Annotated in this window: 9 protein-coding genes; 6 read left to right on the top strand and 3 right to left on the bottom strand. The window is 44.5% G+C overall.

Annotation, left to right across the window (positions count from 1 at the left end; genetic code table 11):
- Positions 1–145 precede the first annotated feature (145 nt).
- Positions 146–1,300: an NAD-dependent epimerase/dehydratase family protein gene (locus HC643_RS08955; RefSeq protein ID WP_038088614.1), complete on the bottom strand. Its 1,155-nt coding sequence runs from the start codon at positions 1,298–1,300 to the stop codon at positions 146–148.
- A 292-nt stretch (positions 1,301–1,592) separates the two neighbouring features.
- On the opposite strand from HC643_RS08955, the gene HC643_RS08950 reads away from it, so the two are divergent.
- From HC643_RS08950 to HC643_RS08940, 3 genes are all read left to right on the top strand, one after another.
- Positions 1,593–1,925: a slr0373 family blue light stress response protein gene (locus HC643_RS08950; RefSeq protein WP_038088616.1), complete on the top strand. Its 333-nt coding sequence runs from the start codon at positions 1,593–1,595 to the stop codon at positions 1,923–1,925.
- 103 nt (positions 1,926–2,028) lie between these two features.
- Entirely contained in the window at positions 2,029–3,540 is a 1,512-nt protein-coding gene (gene ycf46, locus HC643_RS08945; RefSeq protein ID WP_038088619.1) for a stress-responsive protein Ycf46, read from the top strand.
- 176 nt (positions 3,541–3,716) lie between these two features.
- Complete coding sequence (locus HC643_RS08940) at positions 3,717–4,067, top strand: DUF1257 domain-containing protein (RefSeq protein WP_038088622.1); 351 nt, start codon at positions 3,717–3,719, stop codon at positions 4,065–4,067.
- A 319-nt stretch (positions 4,068–4,386) separates the two neighbouring features.
- Here HC643_RS08940 and HC643_RS42035 read toward each other — a convergent pair whose 3' ends face one another.
- Positions 4,387–4,512, bottom strand: a complete 126-nt coding sequence (locus HC643_RS42035) for a hypothetical protein (RefSeq protein WP_272899727.1) — start codon at positions 4,510–4,512, stop codon at positions 4,387–4,389.
- Between the two features lie 36 nt (positions 4,513–4,548).
- On the opposite strand from HC643_RS42035, the gene thrB reads away from it, so the two are divergent.
- The 3 genes from thrB to HC643_RS08925 all read left to right on the top strand — a co-directional run bounded on the left by thrB (position 4,549) and on the right by HC643_RS08925 (position 13,679).
- Positions 4,549–5,496 carry a homoserine kinase gene (gene thrB / locus HC643_RS08935; protein WP_038088628.1) on the top strand — a complete coding sequence of 316 codons (948 nt, stop codon included), beginning with the start codon at positions 4,549–4,551 and terminating at the stop codon, positions 5,494–5,496.
- A 477-nt stretch (positions 5,497–5,973) separates the two neighbouring features.
- Positions 5,974–7,587, top strand: coding sequence for an NAD(P)H-quinone oxidoreductase subunit 4 (locus HC643_RS08930; protein ID WP_038088632.1), 1,614 nt, complete (start codon positions 5,974–5,976; stop codon positions 7,585–7,587).
- Positions 7,588–8,258: 671 nt separating this feature from the next.
- A complete protein-coding gene (locus tag HC643_RS08925) occupies positions 8,259–13,679 on the top strand; it encodes a trifunctional serine/threonine-protein kinase/ATP-binding protein/sensor histidine kinase (protein ID WP_050046250.1) in 5,421 nt (1,806 codons plus the stop codon).
- A gap of 517 nt (positions 13,680–14,196) precedes the next feature.
- Here HC643_RS08925 and HC643_RS08920 read toward each other — a convergent pair.
- The gene (locus HC643_RS08920) at positions 14,197–15,606 is read right to left on the bottom strand and encodes a reverse transcriptase family protein (RefSeq protein WP_038091553.1); all 1,410 of its coding nucleotides are present in this window, start codon (positions 15,604–15,606) and stop codon (positions 14,197–14,199) included.
- Positions 15,607–15,894: the final 288 nt, after the last annotated feature.

The following is a 15,894-nucleotide window of genomic DNA, read 5'->3' as shown; positions in this document are numbered from 1 at the left end:
TAAAAGATGAAAAAGAAACACAATTGGTACACATAACCAAAATTGTGTTTTGACTAGATGTATACATCTATACTTTTTAATCTTCCCATCAATTGAGAAGTCTAATTTTAGACTTCATACTTTATACTTCATCCTTCAGATTGCCCTAATTTCTTCGCCAAGAGACTTTAGGCAAAATTTGTTGTTTGTCAACTCGATTTTGGTACTTAATGGAGAAATTCAGTAGAGAATCGAGCAAAGAGTCAGAAAGATAATGAGGTTGTAACCCAAGATCCAAAAGCTGGGTATTTTTGGCGTTGAAGTAATGCTCTTCTTTCTCAATTCTGGGATTTTCTAAGTGATTAATTTCTACATTCAGTCCGAGTGCATTACCAGCTTTCTTCACCATCATTGCTAAATCACCAACACTGAATAGTTCAGTGAATTGGTTAAAGACGCGGAATTCACCGGGTTGCGCTGGATTGGCTACAGCAATTTCGATACACCTTACTGTGTCTCGAATATCCAAAAATCCTCGGGTTTGACCGCCTTTGCCGTAAACTGTTAGGGGATGTCCGATAGCTGCTTGGATACAGAAGCGATTCAGTGCCGTACCGAATACACCGTCGTAATCCAGGCGGTTAATCAACAGTTCGTCCATGCCTGTTTCTTCAGTCAAAACACCGTAAACAACACCCTGATTCAGGTCTGTGGCTCGCAATCCCCAAATCCGACACGCAAAGTGAATGTTATGACTGTCATGAACTTTGCTCAAATGATACATCGAGCCGGGTTGTTTGGGATAGGGTAGAGTATCTTTCCTCCCGTTGTGCTCGATTGTGATATACCCTTCTTCGATGTCGATGTTGGGTGTTCCATATTCTCCCATTGTTCCCAGTTTGACTAAATGGCAGTCTGGGAAGTCTTCCCGCATGGCGTACAACAAGTTTAAAGTCCCAACTACGTTGTTAACTTGGGTAAAAACTGCGTGTTCGCGGTCAATCATTGAATAAGGCGCAGATCTTTGTTCGCCAAAGTGTACGATTGCTTCTGGCTGAAATTTGTGCAGTGCTTTACTCAAGAACTCGTAGTTAGTGATATCGCCAATCAACAGGTCAATAGATTTACCTGTCAAATCGTGCCAGCGTTGAATTCGATGTTGAATTGGTGCGATTGGAGTTAGAGTCTCCACTCCCAACTCGTTGTCCCAATGCCGTCGCACTAAACTATCTAAAATACCAACTTCATAACCTCGATTAGAAAGGTAAAGTGCGGTTGCCCAACCGCAATAACCATCGCCACCAATAACCAGGACTTTCATTTTCACCAAGTTTTTACTCGCTGATAGCTAAATCTATCAGGTTTATGGCACCTCTAATCATGAAAGATTGGGGATTGGGGATTGGGGATTGGGGACTAGAGGCTGGGGGACAAGGAAGACAAGGGAGACAAAGGAGAACAATTAACTACAGGGTGCGGTAGTCTTGCGCCCCTGCTTCTTTAAAATTAAGAAATGTTACAAAAATGCTGTCAAAACGTCTTAGTAGGTTGACAAGTAAAATGCCAGCCGATATCGTGAAATACATACCCGGGTAAGACCGCAAAACAGTAATATGCAAACTAAGCAAAAGGTTACTTTGTATTTGTCGCCGGAACTTCATAGGAAACTCAAAATTCGTTCAGCAGTTGACTCGGAACCAATGTCAGAGTTAGCGGAACGCGCTCTGGTTTTCTATCTGGCACATTCAGAATTAGTAGATGAAGCTTCTTATGGAAGATCTCATAGAGTGTATTCCTGCCCAACCTGTGAGAGTTCGCTAGTCCTTAGGGATGGGGAACTTGCAGCGCTTGGCAAGCAGCCAGGAATAATTGGACAAGAACGTATATCCATTGAAGAAATGGATGAAACAAATCAGAAAGGCGAGGAAGAGTTGGTTCCTTGCTAGGTGGGAATTGTGAGTAGTAGAGATATTTTTCATAATTCTCTCCCCCCTATTTTAATGTTGGCGATGTCTGTACTGTCTGTAAAGGTCTCAAGTAGGTCGAAGTATGAAAGAAGAGCTCAATATACTCATTCAAGCTCAATACCCTCTAATCTACCTTGTGACCTCCGAGGAAGAGCGGGCTGAGCAAGCAATTTCACATATTGCTCAATCATCAAAGCCGCAGCGAAAGGTCTATGTTTGGACAGTGACTCACGGCATCGTGGAGTACGGTCAACCCCGGAATGTCACCCAACACAACACTGTATCGCCAGAAGCAGCCATTGAATGGATTATTCGGCAGAAAGAAGCTAGTATATTTATTCTTAAAGATTTACACCCCTTTATAGATGCGCCCGCAACAACCAGATCGCTAAGAGATGCGATCGCGAGTTTCAAGGGTACGCAGAAAAATATTATTTTAATGTCTCCAATGCAACAAGTTCCTATTGAGTTGGAGAAGGAAGTTGTTGTTCTTGACTTCCCATTACCAGATATGGGAGACTTGAACAAAGTATTGACCCATCACATAGATCAAAACCGGGGACGGCGGTTAACGACTGAAGCCAGGGAAAAGCTTCTAAGAGCGGCTTTAGGATTAACCAAAGATGAAGCTGAAAAAGTTTACCGCAAGGCGCAGGTCACATCAGGGCGTCTGACAGAAGAAGAAGTCGATATAGTTTTATCTGAGAAAAAGCAACTCATTCGCCGAAATGGTATACTTGAGTACATAGAAGAAGATGAAACTATAGACGGTGTTGGTGGTTTGGAAGAGCTAAAAAAATGGCTCAAGCAACGTTCCAACGCTTTTACAGAAAGAGCGCGGGAGTATGGTTTGCCTCAACCTAAGGGAATGTTAATTTTAGGGGTTCCTGGTTGTGGGAAGTCGTTGATTGCTAAAACTACCTCTCGACTTTGGGGTTTACCGTTATTGCGGTTGGATATGGGACGTGTCTATGATGGTTCCATGGTAGGACGTTCGGAAGCCAACTTGCGGAACGCGTTAAAAACGGCTGAATCTATTTCCCCAGTCATCTTGTTTATAGATGAATTGGACAAGTCTTTTGCTGGAAGTGCGGGGTCTTCTGATTCTGATGGGGGTACTTCTAGCCGTATATTTGGCTCTTTCCTCACTTGGATGCAAGAGAAGAAATCTCCAGTGTTTGTGATGGCAACTGCTAATAGAGTTGAGCGCTTACCTGGGGAATTTTTGAGGAAAGGTCGATTTGATGAAATTTTCTTTGTTGATTTGCCCATAAATGAAGAACGTCAGGATATTTTCAAGATTCACCTGAACAAGCGCCGGAATGACATCTCGCGGTTTGACCTCGAACAGCTAGCTAAGATGTCAGATGGGTTCTCTGGGGCAGAAATTGAACAGGCGATCGTCGCGGCTATGTACGAAGCTTTTGCCCAAGATCGCGAGTTCACTCAACTAGATATTATTGCTGCACTGAAGGCAACACTGCCGCTGTCTCGAACGATGCAAGAACAGGTAACAGCCCTAAGAGATTGGGCTAGACAGCGAGCAAGACCTGCTGCAGCCTCCGTTGCTGAATACCAGCGAATGGAGTTCTAAAAGCTTTCTCCTGCTACCACAGGGGGAAAGGCTAGCATCAAAGGCTAGCAGTTAAAAAAAAGGCAGTGCCTTATAGGGGTTTTACTCCGCTATAGCTACTGCCACCCGCGTTCTGCCAAACGCGGCTTTGCAAAAAACCGTTGTCTTTCTCTACTTTCTCATTGGAGGAAACCCAAATGTCTCACTTTAGCACTCTGCGTACCAAAATCACCGATGCTGAAATCCTCAAGGCTTCCCTGCGCGACCTCGGCATCTCCGTGAAGACTGAAGCAGATGTTCGTGGTTACAACGGTCAGCGTGTTCGTGCTGACTTAGTTGCTGTTCTCGAAGGCGAATATGACCTCGGTTGGTCTCGCAACAGCGACGGTTCTTTTGACCTGATCGCAGACCTGTGGGGCGTTGCTAAGAAGCACAACCAAACCGAACTCATCAACTCTATCAACCAGAAGTATGCTGTTAACAAGACTCTGGCTGAAGTGAAGCAGCGCGGTTTGCAAAATGCCAACGTTAAGTTGGTATTGCAATAACCATTACTCTGCGCGTTCCCAAAGCTGCACGGGTTAACCAAGCTCCTTAAACGGTTAGCCCGCTTTTTTTACCGGGCTGGAACTGATTCCAGTCCGCTAATTTTTTATTGGGTTTGTGACCTTAGATTACCCTCTCTGAAATTAAACATAACAGAATTTTGGATCTTTTAACAAACTTTATAAATCAAGTTTTTATTTTTTTTAAGTTTTGTATCTATATTATACGTTTTAAGTTTTTTCTCAAGACTTAGTAGCTGGGCGGAAAACTTTTTCAATATGTAACGAAAAGCAAAATTTCTGTATTTGGCTCGCACTAGCCTTATTCCATCCCTACAGCAAGCAAGGGCGACGAGCGCACGCATCCCCGCTCAACACCAATGATAATTCTTTGCGCCCACCTAGCCTCAATAATATAGTTAAAAATGAGCAAATTAATCGTTTCCATGAGAAGCTGTTTGATTAATTGCTCTGAAGCATAAAAATGTCTGTAGTTTCTTGTGCCACTATTACTGTCCCTGCAACGACTGCTAACTTGGGACCGGGGTTTGACTGCATTGGTGCTGCTCTAACTCTATATAATGAGTTTAAGTTTACTCGCCACTCTCATGGGCGAGGGGTCATAACTGTGACGGGTGTTGAGGCTGAACGGGTTGTGACTGATGATAGTAATTTACTGTATCAGGCTTTTGTCAAGTTTTACGAGTCTATAGAGCAACCTCCACCATTTGTGCAGATAGATATTTCTCTTGGCGTACCGTTGGCCAGAGGTTTGGGGAGTTCGGCAACAGCAATAGTTGGTGGATTGATTGGTGCGAATGTATTGGCTGGTCAACCTCTGAGTCAGTCGCAGTTGTTAGAGTTGGCAATTGCTTTAGAAGATCATCCAGATAATGTTGTCCCTGCTTTTTTAGGTGGATGTCGTTTGGCAGCGACGGGAGTGGAAAATCAATCGCTAAGAGAAAAAGAAAGTTTGTGGGAGATTTGTGAGATTCCCTGGAGTCAGGAAATTGTTTCGGTGGTTGCAATTCCGGATTTTGAGCTTTCAACGAAGGAAGCCCGACAGGTGTTGCCATCTGAGGTGAGTCGTGGAGATGCTATTTTCAACACGGCGCATCTCGGCTTATTATTGCGTGGTTTGGAAACTGGGAGGGGCAGTTGGTTGAGGGCTGCATTACAGGATAGGCTACACCAGCCTTATCGAAAGGTTTTGATTCGAGGTTATGATGCAGTGAATTCTGCTGCTGTTGCGGCTGGTGCTTATGGAATGGTCATTAGTGGTGCCGGACCAACTCTTTTGGCTTTGACGGATAGGGTTTATGCTGATGCTGTAGTTGGAGCGATGGCAAATGCTTGGTTAAAAGAGGGCGTGAAGGCGGATGTGCGATCGCTTTGTGTTGATACTCAAGGAGCTAGAGTTGTCATTGAGTAGTTGGGGAACGCGAGCGAAAAATCAGCGTCTTTTAAATTGAAAATAATCTAATAGTGTACGGACAACCTGGGGTAGAAACTTTTTTCACAAAAGTTACCGGGTTTCTCAAACTACTAGAATACTATTTTGTTTCCTTTGTTCGTTTAAAAAGCAAAATAGTTTGCAATTTTGTCAACTGTATTGCAGAACAATAAAAAAGTTCTCATATGTACCTTTTTGCATAAGTAGATATCAGTCTGGCGAGAATAAGTCTATCTTAGGATGCAATTAATATTAAGTTTTGTAACGGTAGCAAAAGCTGCCGTTTTTTGTTGTCGTTGTAAAACTTTACAATTAGAATGTATCTAGTCAAAAAAATAAGTATTTATCTCTATGAATTCTAAAGATTTGGTTTTAACTGGAAGAATAACGTTTACAAAAGTAACGATAGCTTAATATAATGTAATTAAAAGCAAAAATAAAAACCGATTGTCAGTGATGAATGCTTTCGAGTTCCCTTGGCTAACAGCCATAATTACCCTGCCTCTGGTGGCTACCGCAGCCATCCCCTTCATTCCAGATAAAGAGGGCAAAACTGTCCGCTGGTACGGTTTGGGAGTAGCACTTGCAGATTTTGCGTTGATGATTTATGCCTTTTGGCAGCATTACGATTTTCAAAGTTCAGCATTCCAACTCGTTGAGAAGTACGCCTGGGTGCCTCAGTTGGGAATGAACTGGTCTGTAGCAGTCGATGGTTTATCAATGCCTTTGGTACTGCTTACAGGGTTAATTAATACTCTTGCAATATTCGCGGCTTGGAAAGTAACCAAAAAGCCGCGATTATTTCATGCTTTGATGCTGGTCATGTACAGCGCCCAGATCGGGGTGTTTGTTGCCCAGGATCTGCTGTTGTTCTTCCTCATGTGGGAAATTGAGTTGGTGCCAGTATACCTGCTGATTTCTATCTGGGGAGGAGAAAAGCGCCGTTACGCAGCCACAAAATTCATTCTTTACACTGCTGCTGCATCAATCTTTATCTTGGTAGCAGGTTTCGCAATGGCATTCTCTGGAGACACTGTCACTTTCGACATGACAACTCTGGGAATGAAAGAATATTCAAACACATTAGAATTACTCGTCTACGCTTGCTTCCTCATTGCCTTTGGCGTCAAACTACCAATTTTCCCCTTACATACCTGGCTTCCCGATGCTCATGGTGAAGCATCTGCACCTGGTTCAATGATTCTTGCTGGTGTGTTGTTGAAGATGGGTGGATATGCGCTCATCCGCATCAACATGGAGATGTTGACCAATGCTCATGTTGTCTTTGCCCCAGTTCTCGCGATTCTGGGTGTCGTAAACATTATCTACGGTGCTTGTTGTGCCTTTGCTCAAAACAACCTCAAGCGTCGTCTAGCGTACTCATCCATTGCCCACATGGGATTTGTCCTGATTGGTATTGCCTCCTATTCCGAAATGGGCATCAGTGGTGCAATGCTGCAGATGGTTTCCCACGGTTTGATTGCTGCTAGCTTGTTCTTCCTATCTGGTGTGACTTACGAGCGGACTCACACTTTAATGATGGATAAGATGGGTGGTATGGCAAAAGTTATGCCTAAAACCTTTGCTCTTTTCACAGCAGGTGCGATGGCTTCTCTAGCACTCCCTGGAATGAGCGGTTTTGTAGGTGAGTTGATGGTCTTCCTGGGACTTGCTACAAGCGATGTTTACAGTTCAAGCTTTAAAGTTGTTGTTGTGCTTCTCTCCGCTGTTGGTGTTATCTTGACTCCGATTTACTTGCTATCCATGTTACGTTCCGTCTTCTACGGCAAGCAAAATCAAGAGTTGGTTTTGGATGCGGTTGTACAAGATGTTAAACCCCGCGAACTGTTTATTACGGCTTGCTTGTTAATCCCCATCATCGGTATCGGCTTGTATCCCAAGCTAGCAACACAAGCTTATGATGTGAAAACAGTGGCAGTTGCAATGCATGCCCGTCAAGTTCTACCTGTTGTTGCCGAACAACAACCAACAAGCTTATATTCTCAAATTTTTACAGCCCCAACATTGGCTGATTCCGAAGTTTCAGGTTTGGTTAATATTGCTGAGTAATTATCTGTTCCCAGAGGCTGGTGCTATTAATTCATAAGAGAAAAATAAGGTGGGGGTGATGAGTGCAAGTTTTGCGATCGCTCCCATTACTATTAACTTAAGAAAGTCGCTGTTAAAAATTGCCGCCATGACAAGGTAGATAGAAGAGGACAGCTATGGTGAAGGGAAGAGGTTTTTAGGCAAATTTACTTTTCGTTACATACTTTTTTTTTGCGCCTCTCTACTTAGATGACTGTAAAAATGACTAATGAAGCTAGGAATGCGCTTATTAAGATTTAGTAAAATTACGTTGTTTGGCATTCAAAAAATAAAGTATACAATTATCAAAAATCTTGCTGAGAATAATAGCGTTCCATCAATTCAGATTAGTTATGCATCTACTTCAAAAATTAATGCAAGAATTCTATTTCACAAAAACAAGACTATCGATGAGCAATTTAATCAAATATATCCAGGCATAACTGCTTGGTAAGGGCGAGGGGTTTTGGCACAAAAGTCCTTGTTAGAGGAGAATTAATTATCAGATCCAAAAATTCCGTATAATCACCCTCTTTGGAATATTTATTATATAGAAAGTTTCACGTGATAATATTTTTGTAATATTAGTTTATCTGTTACTTAATTAAGACTTTAGGGAATCCTAGTGAAGTCAAAGCGCTCTTCCTAAACCAATGACTTCTCTAGCACGGCAATTTCCAAATATTTCTGGCTATACCTTGGTTGAGCAGCTGTATCTAGGTTCTAGGACGGCTGTCTATCGAGGAGTGCAAAAGTCACAGCAATGTCCGGTGGTGATCAAGACACTGCGGCACGACTATCCCAGCTTCAACGAATTGGTGCAGTTTCGCAATCAGTATGCGATCGCGAAAAGTCTCGACATCCCAGGTATTGTCCAACCGATGAGTCTAGAACCCTATGCCAATGGCTATGCTTTGGTAATGGCAGACATCGGTGGCATCTCCCTACGTCATTACATCCAGGCTTCTCCTCTAAGTATCGAACAATTCTGGCCAATTGCCCTACAAATTGTGGATGTCCTCCACCAACTCTATCAGCAACGGATTATTCACAAAGACATTAAACCAGCCAACATTCTGATCCAACCACAAACTCGGCAGATTAAGCTGATTGACTTTAGCATTGCCTCCCTGTTACCCCGTGAAACTCAAGAGATTCAAAATCGCAACGTTCTAGAAGGCACCCTGGCTTATATCTCACCGGAACAAACCGGGCGGATGAACCGGGGAATTGACTATCGCAGCGATTTCTATTCCTTAGGAATTACCTTTTTTGAACTGCTCGCGGGAAAGTTACCATTCCAAGCTGACGAGCCAATGGAAATGGTTCATGCCCATCTAGCTAAGCAACCACCCTCTGTCTGCGATCTCAACCCCGATCTGCCCATCATGCTCGGTGAAATTATTAGCAAACTCATGGCTAAGAATGCTGAAGACCGATATCAAAGTGCCCTCGGTCTCAAGCACGATCTCATGAAATGCCAGGAAGAGTATCGTGTTGCGGGCAAACATACCTGGTTTAAGTTAGGCCAACGGGATATCAGCGATCGCTTTTTGATCCCCGAAAAACTCTACGGACGAGAACAAGAAGTTCAAACCTTGCTCGATGCTTTTGGTCGAGTTGCCAATGGAGCCTCCGAATTGATGCTGGTGGCAGGTTTTTCCGGCATTGGCAAAACCGCCGTCGTCAATGAAGTACATAAGCCGATCGTGCGTTGGCATGGCTATTTCATCAAAGGCAAGTTTGACCAATTCAACCGCAATCTTCCTTTTAGCGCGTTTGTCCAAGCCTTCCGCGATCTTATGGATCAACTGCTGAGCAGTGACGACAAGCAGTTGCAAGAGTGGAAAGCGAAGATCCTGGCGGCAGTTGGTGACAATGGCCAGGTGCTTATCGAGATGATTCCCGAACTTGAACAGGTCATCGGCCAACAACCCCCCGTACCAGAACTCTCCGGCAGTGCTGCTCAGAACCGTTTCAATCTGCTGTTCCAGAAGTTCATCACGGAGTTCGCCAAGCCAGAGCATCCACTGGTTATTTTCCTGGATGACTTGCAGTGGGCTGATTCAGCTTCTCTGAACTTGCTGAAGCTACTGCTGACAGAACGCGATACTTACGGCGGCAAGCAACGTGGTTACCTGTTCATCATTGGAGCTTATCGGGATAACGAAGTGTTCCCGACTCACCCCTTGATGCTAATGCTCGACGAGATCAAAAAAGCCCAAACCCCGATCCATGCCCTTACCCTAGAACCCCTGAGCCAAACGGATGTGACTCAGTTAACGGCAGATACGCTAAGTTGTTCTGTTGAACTGGCTCAGCCGCTGACGGAGTTGCTCTATCAAAAAACCAAAGGTAATCCCTTCTTCCTCACCCAATTTCTCAAAGCACTGCATGAGGACGGCTATATTTCCTTTGACTTCCACTTGGGACATTGGCAGTGCGACCTGGTAACGGTGAAGTTACTTGCGCTCACCGATGATGTCGTCGAGTTTATGGCACTTCAGTTGCAAAAATTGCCTGCTGCAACCCAGACTGTTTTGAAACTAGCAGCTTGCATTGGCGCTCAGTTCGATTTGGCTACCCTGGCGATTGTCAATGAGCGATCGCCCGAAGATACCGCGATCGACCTCTGGAAAGCCTTGCAAGAAGGAGTGATTTTACCCATTACCGAGGTTTATAAGTTTTATCAGCCATCAGAGCTTAAGGTGGCAGAAGTCAACTCTTTAACAACGTTTAACTGTTCTTATCGCTTTCTCCACGATCGCGTTCAGCAAGCAGCTTATTCCCTCATCCCTGACGAGCGAAAACAGACGACTCATTATCAGATCGGACAACTTTTATTACAACAAGTTTCTTCAGCCGCTAGAGAAGAGCGCATTTTTGAAATCGTCAATCAGTTGAACTATGGAACAACGCTTGTTGAGGAACAACAGGAAAGGGACGAACTCGCCCAACTCAACCTCACTGCTTGCCGCAAAGCCAGACTGGCAACTGCCTATCAAGCAGCCCGTGAATATGCCACAGTGGGTCTGAAACTGCTGGGAACAGACGCTTGGCACCGACAGTACGAAATGACCCTATCCCTGCACGACTTAGCTGCCGAGGTCGCTTTCTTGGTTGGCGATTTTGAGCAGATGGATTGGTGGATTGAAGCGGTGATTCATTTTGCGAAAACGCCTTTAGAACAAGTGCAAGTCTATCAAGTCAGAATTCAGGCGTTGGTAGCCCGCAATCAATTTTTAGAAGCGATCGCGATCGGTCAATCAGTCTTCCAAATGTTGGGCGTGAACCTGCCAGACAGCCCAACGTTAGAGGATATTCGACCGATCAAGCTGGAAATCGATGCCTTAATTGAGGGTCGCTCGATTGAGTCATTCATTCATCTGCCGAAAATGACAGACCCCCAGCAGTTAGCCATTATGCAAAATGCGGCTCGGCTGACACCCGTCTGTTACATGACTGGCTCAATGCTCTATTTCCTAATTGTTGCGCTACAGGCCAAGTTGTCAATTCAATTTGGCAATAGTCCTGTTTCGGCGTATTGCTACGCCGGTTACGCCTTCCAACTTAGAACCCTGTGGGGAGAGATGACAAAGGTGCCTCAGTTCGGGCAATTAGGATACCAACTCGCCTCAGAACCAGATGCCAAAAATATTCTACCGGCAACAGCCCTGTTAATGGGAGGATATGTTGGTCATTGGACTACCCATTTACAAGAAACACTGCCAATTCTTCAAGAAGGATATCAAGCAGGATTGGAAACCGGCAATCTAGAATTTCTTGGCTACGATGCTCAGTTGTTCTGCTTGAATGCCTACTGGTGCGGTCAACCGCTCGCTGAACTCGAACCCCAAATTCATGCCTATTACCAACAGTTGTGCGACCTCCACCAATTCACGGCAGCAAACTGTGTTTTGGCTTACTGGCAGGCGGCTCTCATTCTGCTGGGTCAGTCAGAGAACGAGATTCCCTTACGCCAGAATTCCTATGAAGAAAAAATCCTTGCTGAAGCAAAAGTCTCCAATGATTTTTACCGATTATGCTACTTTTACCTGTATCGATTCACATTAAATTACTGGCTTGAAGACTTTGCTAAAGCGGAACACGATGCTGCTCAAACCCGACAGTATTTGGCTGGGGGTATGGGAAATATCGTTGAACCGATCTTATATTTCTATGATTCTCTCACCGTGCTTGCTACTCCGCCGGAATCGATGTCGGAATCGGAACCGCGATGGCAGCGATTGCAAGAAAATCAAGCAAAGTTAAAAGAATGGGCGCATTATGCTCCCATGAATTACTTGCATAAATATCATTTAGTTGAAGCGCAAAAACATCAACTCCTCAATTGTAAAACACAAGCTCTAGAACTTTATGACCTGGCGATCGCGGGTGCCAAAGCCAATGGCTACCCTCAGGAAGAAGCCGTTGCCAATGAACTGGCGGCAAAATTTTACCTGGATTGGAACAAAGAGCGGGTCGCACAAGCCTACATGATTGAAGCCTACTATGGCTATGCTCGTTGGGGGGCAAAAGCCAAACTCTCCGACTTAGAAACTCGCTATCCTCAACTGCTCGCTCCTATCCTCCAACAAGCGCAGATACCACTCTGTGTTGACGAAACTTTATTTGCCACTGGAACTTTCAGCTCGACTAGTGCTTCTTCCACTAGTCTTTCTGATACCCTGGATCTAGTTGCCATCCTTAAAGCGTCTCAAACCCTTTCCAGTGAAATTGAGATCGAGCGGTTAATTGGCACTCTCTTGCTGACAGTAATGCAAACCTCAGGTGCTACGCAGTGCGTTTTGATGTTAAGTGAGGGGCAAAATCTCACGGTTCAGGCTAGGGCAGCACTGACGGAATCTCGAAAAATCGAAACGCAGATTCTGCATCCAACGCAGTCGCTTGTCGATAGTGGTGTAGTGCCCATCAGTCTGGTCACAAAAGTCAAACGCAGCTTGCAACCAGCTGTGATTGCCAACGCCGCGCAAGATTCGGTATCGAGCGCTGATGTCTATATCCAAAACCAACAACCTAAGAGTCTGCTGTGCAGCCCCATTTTACAACAAGGCAAGTTGCTGGGCATGGTCTATCTGGAAAATAACCTGGCAATAGGAGCCTTTACCCGCGATCGCGTTGAGTTGCTGAATCTGCTCTGTGCCCAAGCTGCGATTTCACTGGAGAATGCTCGCCTCTATCAGCAAGCCCAAGCCTACGCTCAACAGCTTGAAGAATCTCAGCTTCAGATTGTGCAAAACGAAAAAATGGCTACTTTAGGTAACTTGGTGGCTGGAGTTGCTCACGAAATTAATAATCCAGTTGGCTTCCTTAACGGCAGTATTAACAATGCTAAAGATTACGTACAAGACCTGTGTGAGTATCTAGACACATATCAGCAGCACCAGCCCCCTACTGGTTCGGTGGCTGAATTGGCTGAAAAGATTGACCTGGAGTTTCTATTGGAGGATTTACCCAAGTTAATTGACTCGATGAAAGGCGCGACCGATCGCATTAAGGGCATTAGCACTAGCCTGCGTACTTTCTCTCGCGCCGATACGGAACACAAAGTTAGCGCCAACTTGCACGAAGGGTTAGATAGTACGCTGTTGATGCTCAAGTATCGACTCAAAGCGAATGAAAATCGACCTGCTATTAAAGTTATACGAAACTACGGTGACATCCCCGAAATTAATTGCTTCCCCGGTCAGCTTAACCAGGTGTTTATGAACATTCTGGCCAATGCGATTGATATGTTCGATGAAATGGCACAGCAAACAACCTTTAAAAAGTTAGAAAATCATCCCCAACAAATCACGATTCAAACTGTATTATTATCCAAACAAAATACGGTCGAAATTCGTATTGGTGACAACGGTAAAGGTATGAATGAGGAAGTCAAATCTAAGATTTTCGATCGCTTGTTTACCACTAAAGAGGTTGGCAAAGGAACGGGGTTAGGCTTAGCGATCGCCCGTCAGATTGTGGTCGAGAGACATGATGGACGGCTCGAAGTCCAGTCGGAATTAGGACAAGGCACTGAGTTCTTCATCTCGCTCCCAGTTCGGGGTTAAGTCATCTATCAAACTCCATCTAGAGTTTAGAGGAGGGAAATTTCTCTCCCTCGCGCCTTAGAAGTGCAATACGGTGACAATTTCAGGTTAAGCAATACAAAGCAACGTAGAGCGATCTTTTGATAAAATCGGCTGACAATCCAAAGATTTTTGCTTCTACTTGCAGTGTTTACTGACAGCAGGCAAAGTATTCACCAAACAAGTAGTGTTTAAAAACAATTCAAAATTACGCACGCCTATTGCAGTCACAGCAATCGACATGATAATTATCAAGATAGTAATATTCCCAGAGTTTTGCCTATACATAAATCACTTCCAAAGAACGGGTAGCCGTCTAGAGAGAGAATAATTAAAGCGAATAGAATTGGCTGCTATACAAACAAAGTCCGCCTAAGCGCAAAGCGCACGCTACGCAATGCCGCAGGCTATGCCCGTAAGGGCTATACGCGGACTAAGGTAAAAACGGGAGTTCAAATTTTCTTTGACGAAAGTGATAAAAGAGGGTTAATAAGGACAATTATTTTTTCTGTTTGTACTTCTTTCTAATTCTTTGTATCTGCTGTTGAAACTCAGCGCCTTTTTCAGGATTAACCATGACTACAAAATTAGCAAAACCACTGACTGCAGCCAGAACATCTGAAGAATTTCCCCAAGATTTACCTTCTAGTCCATCTTTCTCTATTTGATAAAGGGTTGCACGGAATTGCTTTAAGGTTTTCTTAGAGATATTGAGTTTGTCATTGACAACAACTCCGGTGACTTCCTGCTGACTGGATTTTCGTAAAATTCTGGTTTTCTCTTGGTTGATGGCAAAACCTTCATAAATGACTGCGGATTCTGTACGTTTGAGGAGATTACAGATATGACGCAAGCTATCTCCGGATGCTGAGAAGGTAAGGTCATCAGCATAACGGGTGTAACTGAAACCTAATTCTTGTGCGATCGCTGTTAAGCGTTTGTCGAGACGGCGACACAGCAAGTTAGTGATTGCTGGACTGGCGGGGGAACCTTGTGGGAGGTGGCGTTCTTCGAGTGCGACATAATATGTCTTGCCATCGAGTTCTAGTTCTTCAACCTCAGCAGCCGTACACAGCAAACTAAATATTGTTGCTGCTGCTTCAGAATAACCAAAGGAGCGGAAAAGCCCTTTAACTCGTTTGTAAGAAATAGAGGGGAAAAAATCTTTGAGGTCAAAGTTGATAATGACATCAGCACCAACATGGGGGGTGGCGTTGGTGACTATGGAACGATCGCACCGAAAACCGTGTGCAGCTTCGTGAACTTCTAACTTTTGCAAAATATTTCCTAAAATCCAATGCTGTGCCTGTTTTAAACTGGGTAGGGGGGCTGATATCAACCGTTCTCCTCCAGTTTTTTTGGGCATTTTGAAACGGATATAGTGGCTGACTGTGGAGGTTTTGCGATCGAAGGCTAAAAATCTCAATTTTCCTACGTTTATGCCCATTGCAGTAGCAATTTCATTGGCTGTGTTGCAGAGTGGTAAGCCATAGCTTTGGAGCCTTTCGCTATCACCTTCAGTCTCATTTAAGCCAGCTGAGACTCCCTCACCAAGATAAACAATCTCTTGCTGTTTTTTTTGCTTCCAGGCTTCCGCACGTTCTTGTCTTTCCCGTTCCCGCCGTTCCTTGGTTTCCTGGCGCTTGCGCCGCGACTCGGCTAAGCGCTGCTTGAGCATCTCTTTCCGCAGCTCCTTTTCGTTGTGGAGACGGCTGCTTTCCTGTCTGAGTTCTTCCAGTTCCCGCCGTATTTCTCCAACACGGCGAATTTCATCCGCAGGGTCTTGAGGTATTGTACCTTCAGCGGGCCAGAAACCGTAACGAATCATTTCTTCAAGGATAAATTCTTCTCTACCTATTTGACGGATACGTTCGTAGAGTTCTTGGCGGGTACGGGGTTGGTCAGTCATCCTGGTTATTCGTACTCTTTTGATTTTGGTAGAGGTAATTGGGGCTTACGCAACCTCAACCCATTTTGGAGATTTTACAGGTTGTCGATCCCCCCAAACCCTCTTAAAAAGAGCTACGGTGGTGTACACAAGTTTCTTAAAATGCCTTCTAGCAGTTTCGATCCCCCCTAACCCCCCTTAAAAAGGGGGGAAATTCTTCAATCGCCCAATTTATTGGGCGATTTAGGGGGATCTCTAAAGATGCGTACACCACCGTTTCCTTAAAAAGGGGGGTTATGTGTAAGTCTT

It is taken from the genome of Tolypothrix bouteillei VB521301, assembly GCF_000760695.4.
Taxonomy (GTDB): Bacteria; Cyanobacteriota; Cyanobacteriia; order Cyanobacteriales; family Nostocaceae; genus Scytonema; species Scytonema bouteillei_A.
This window is presented reverse-complemented; position numbering and strand designations above follow the sequence as displayed.

Excerpts from the sequence above, each read along its gene's own strand:
- HC643_RS08955 (WP_038088614.1), bottom strand. The coding sequence starts at position 1,300 with ATGAAAGTCCTGGTTATTGGTGGCGATGGTTATTGCGGTTGGGCAACC.
- HC643_RS08950 (WP_038088616.1), top strand. The coding sequence starts at position 1,593 with ATGCAAACTAAGCAAAAGGTTACTTTGTATTTGTCGCCGGAACTTCAT.
- ycf46 (WP_038088619.1), top strand. The coding sequence starts at position 2,029 with ATGAAAGAAGAGCTCAATATACTCATTCAAGCTCAATACCCTCTAATC.
- HC643_RS08940 (WP_038088622.1), top strand. The coding sequence starts at position 3,717 with ATGTCTCACTTTAGCACTCTGCGTACCAAAATCACCGATGCTGAAATC.
- HC643_RS42035 (WP_272899727.1), bottom strand. The coding sequence starts at position 4,512 with ATGGAAACGATTAATTTGCTCATTTTTAACTATATTATTGAGGCTAGG.
- thrB (WP_038088628.1), top strand. The coding sequence starts at position 4,549 with ATGTCTGTAGTTTCTTGTGCCACTATTACTGTCCCTGCAACGACTGCT.
- HC643_RS08930 (WP_038088632.1), top strand. The coding sequence starts at position 5,974 with ATGAATGCTTTCGAGTTCCCTTGGCTAACAGCCATAATTACCCTGCCT.
- HC643_RS08925 (WP_050046250.1), top strand. The coding sequence starts at position 8,259 with ATGACTTCTCTAGCACGGCAATTTCCAAATATTTCTGGCTATACCTTG.
- HC643_RS08920 (WP_038091553.1), bottom strand. The coding sequence starts at position 15,606 with ATGACTGACCAACCCCGTACCCGCCAAGAACTCTACGAACGTATCCGT.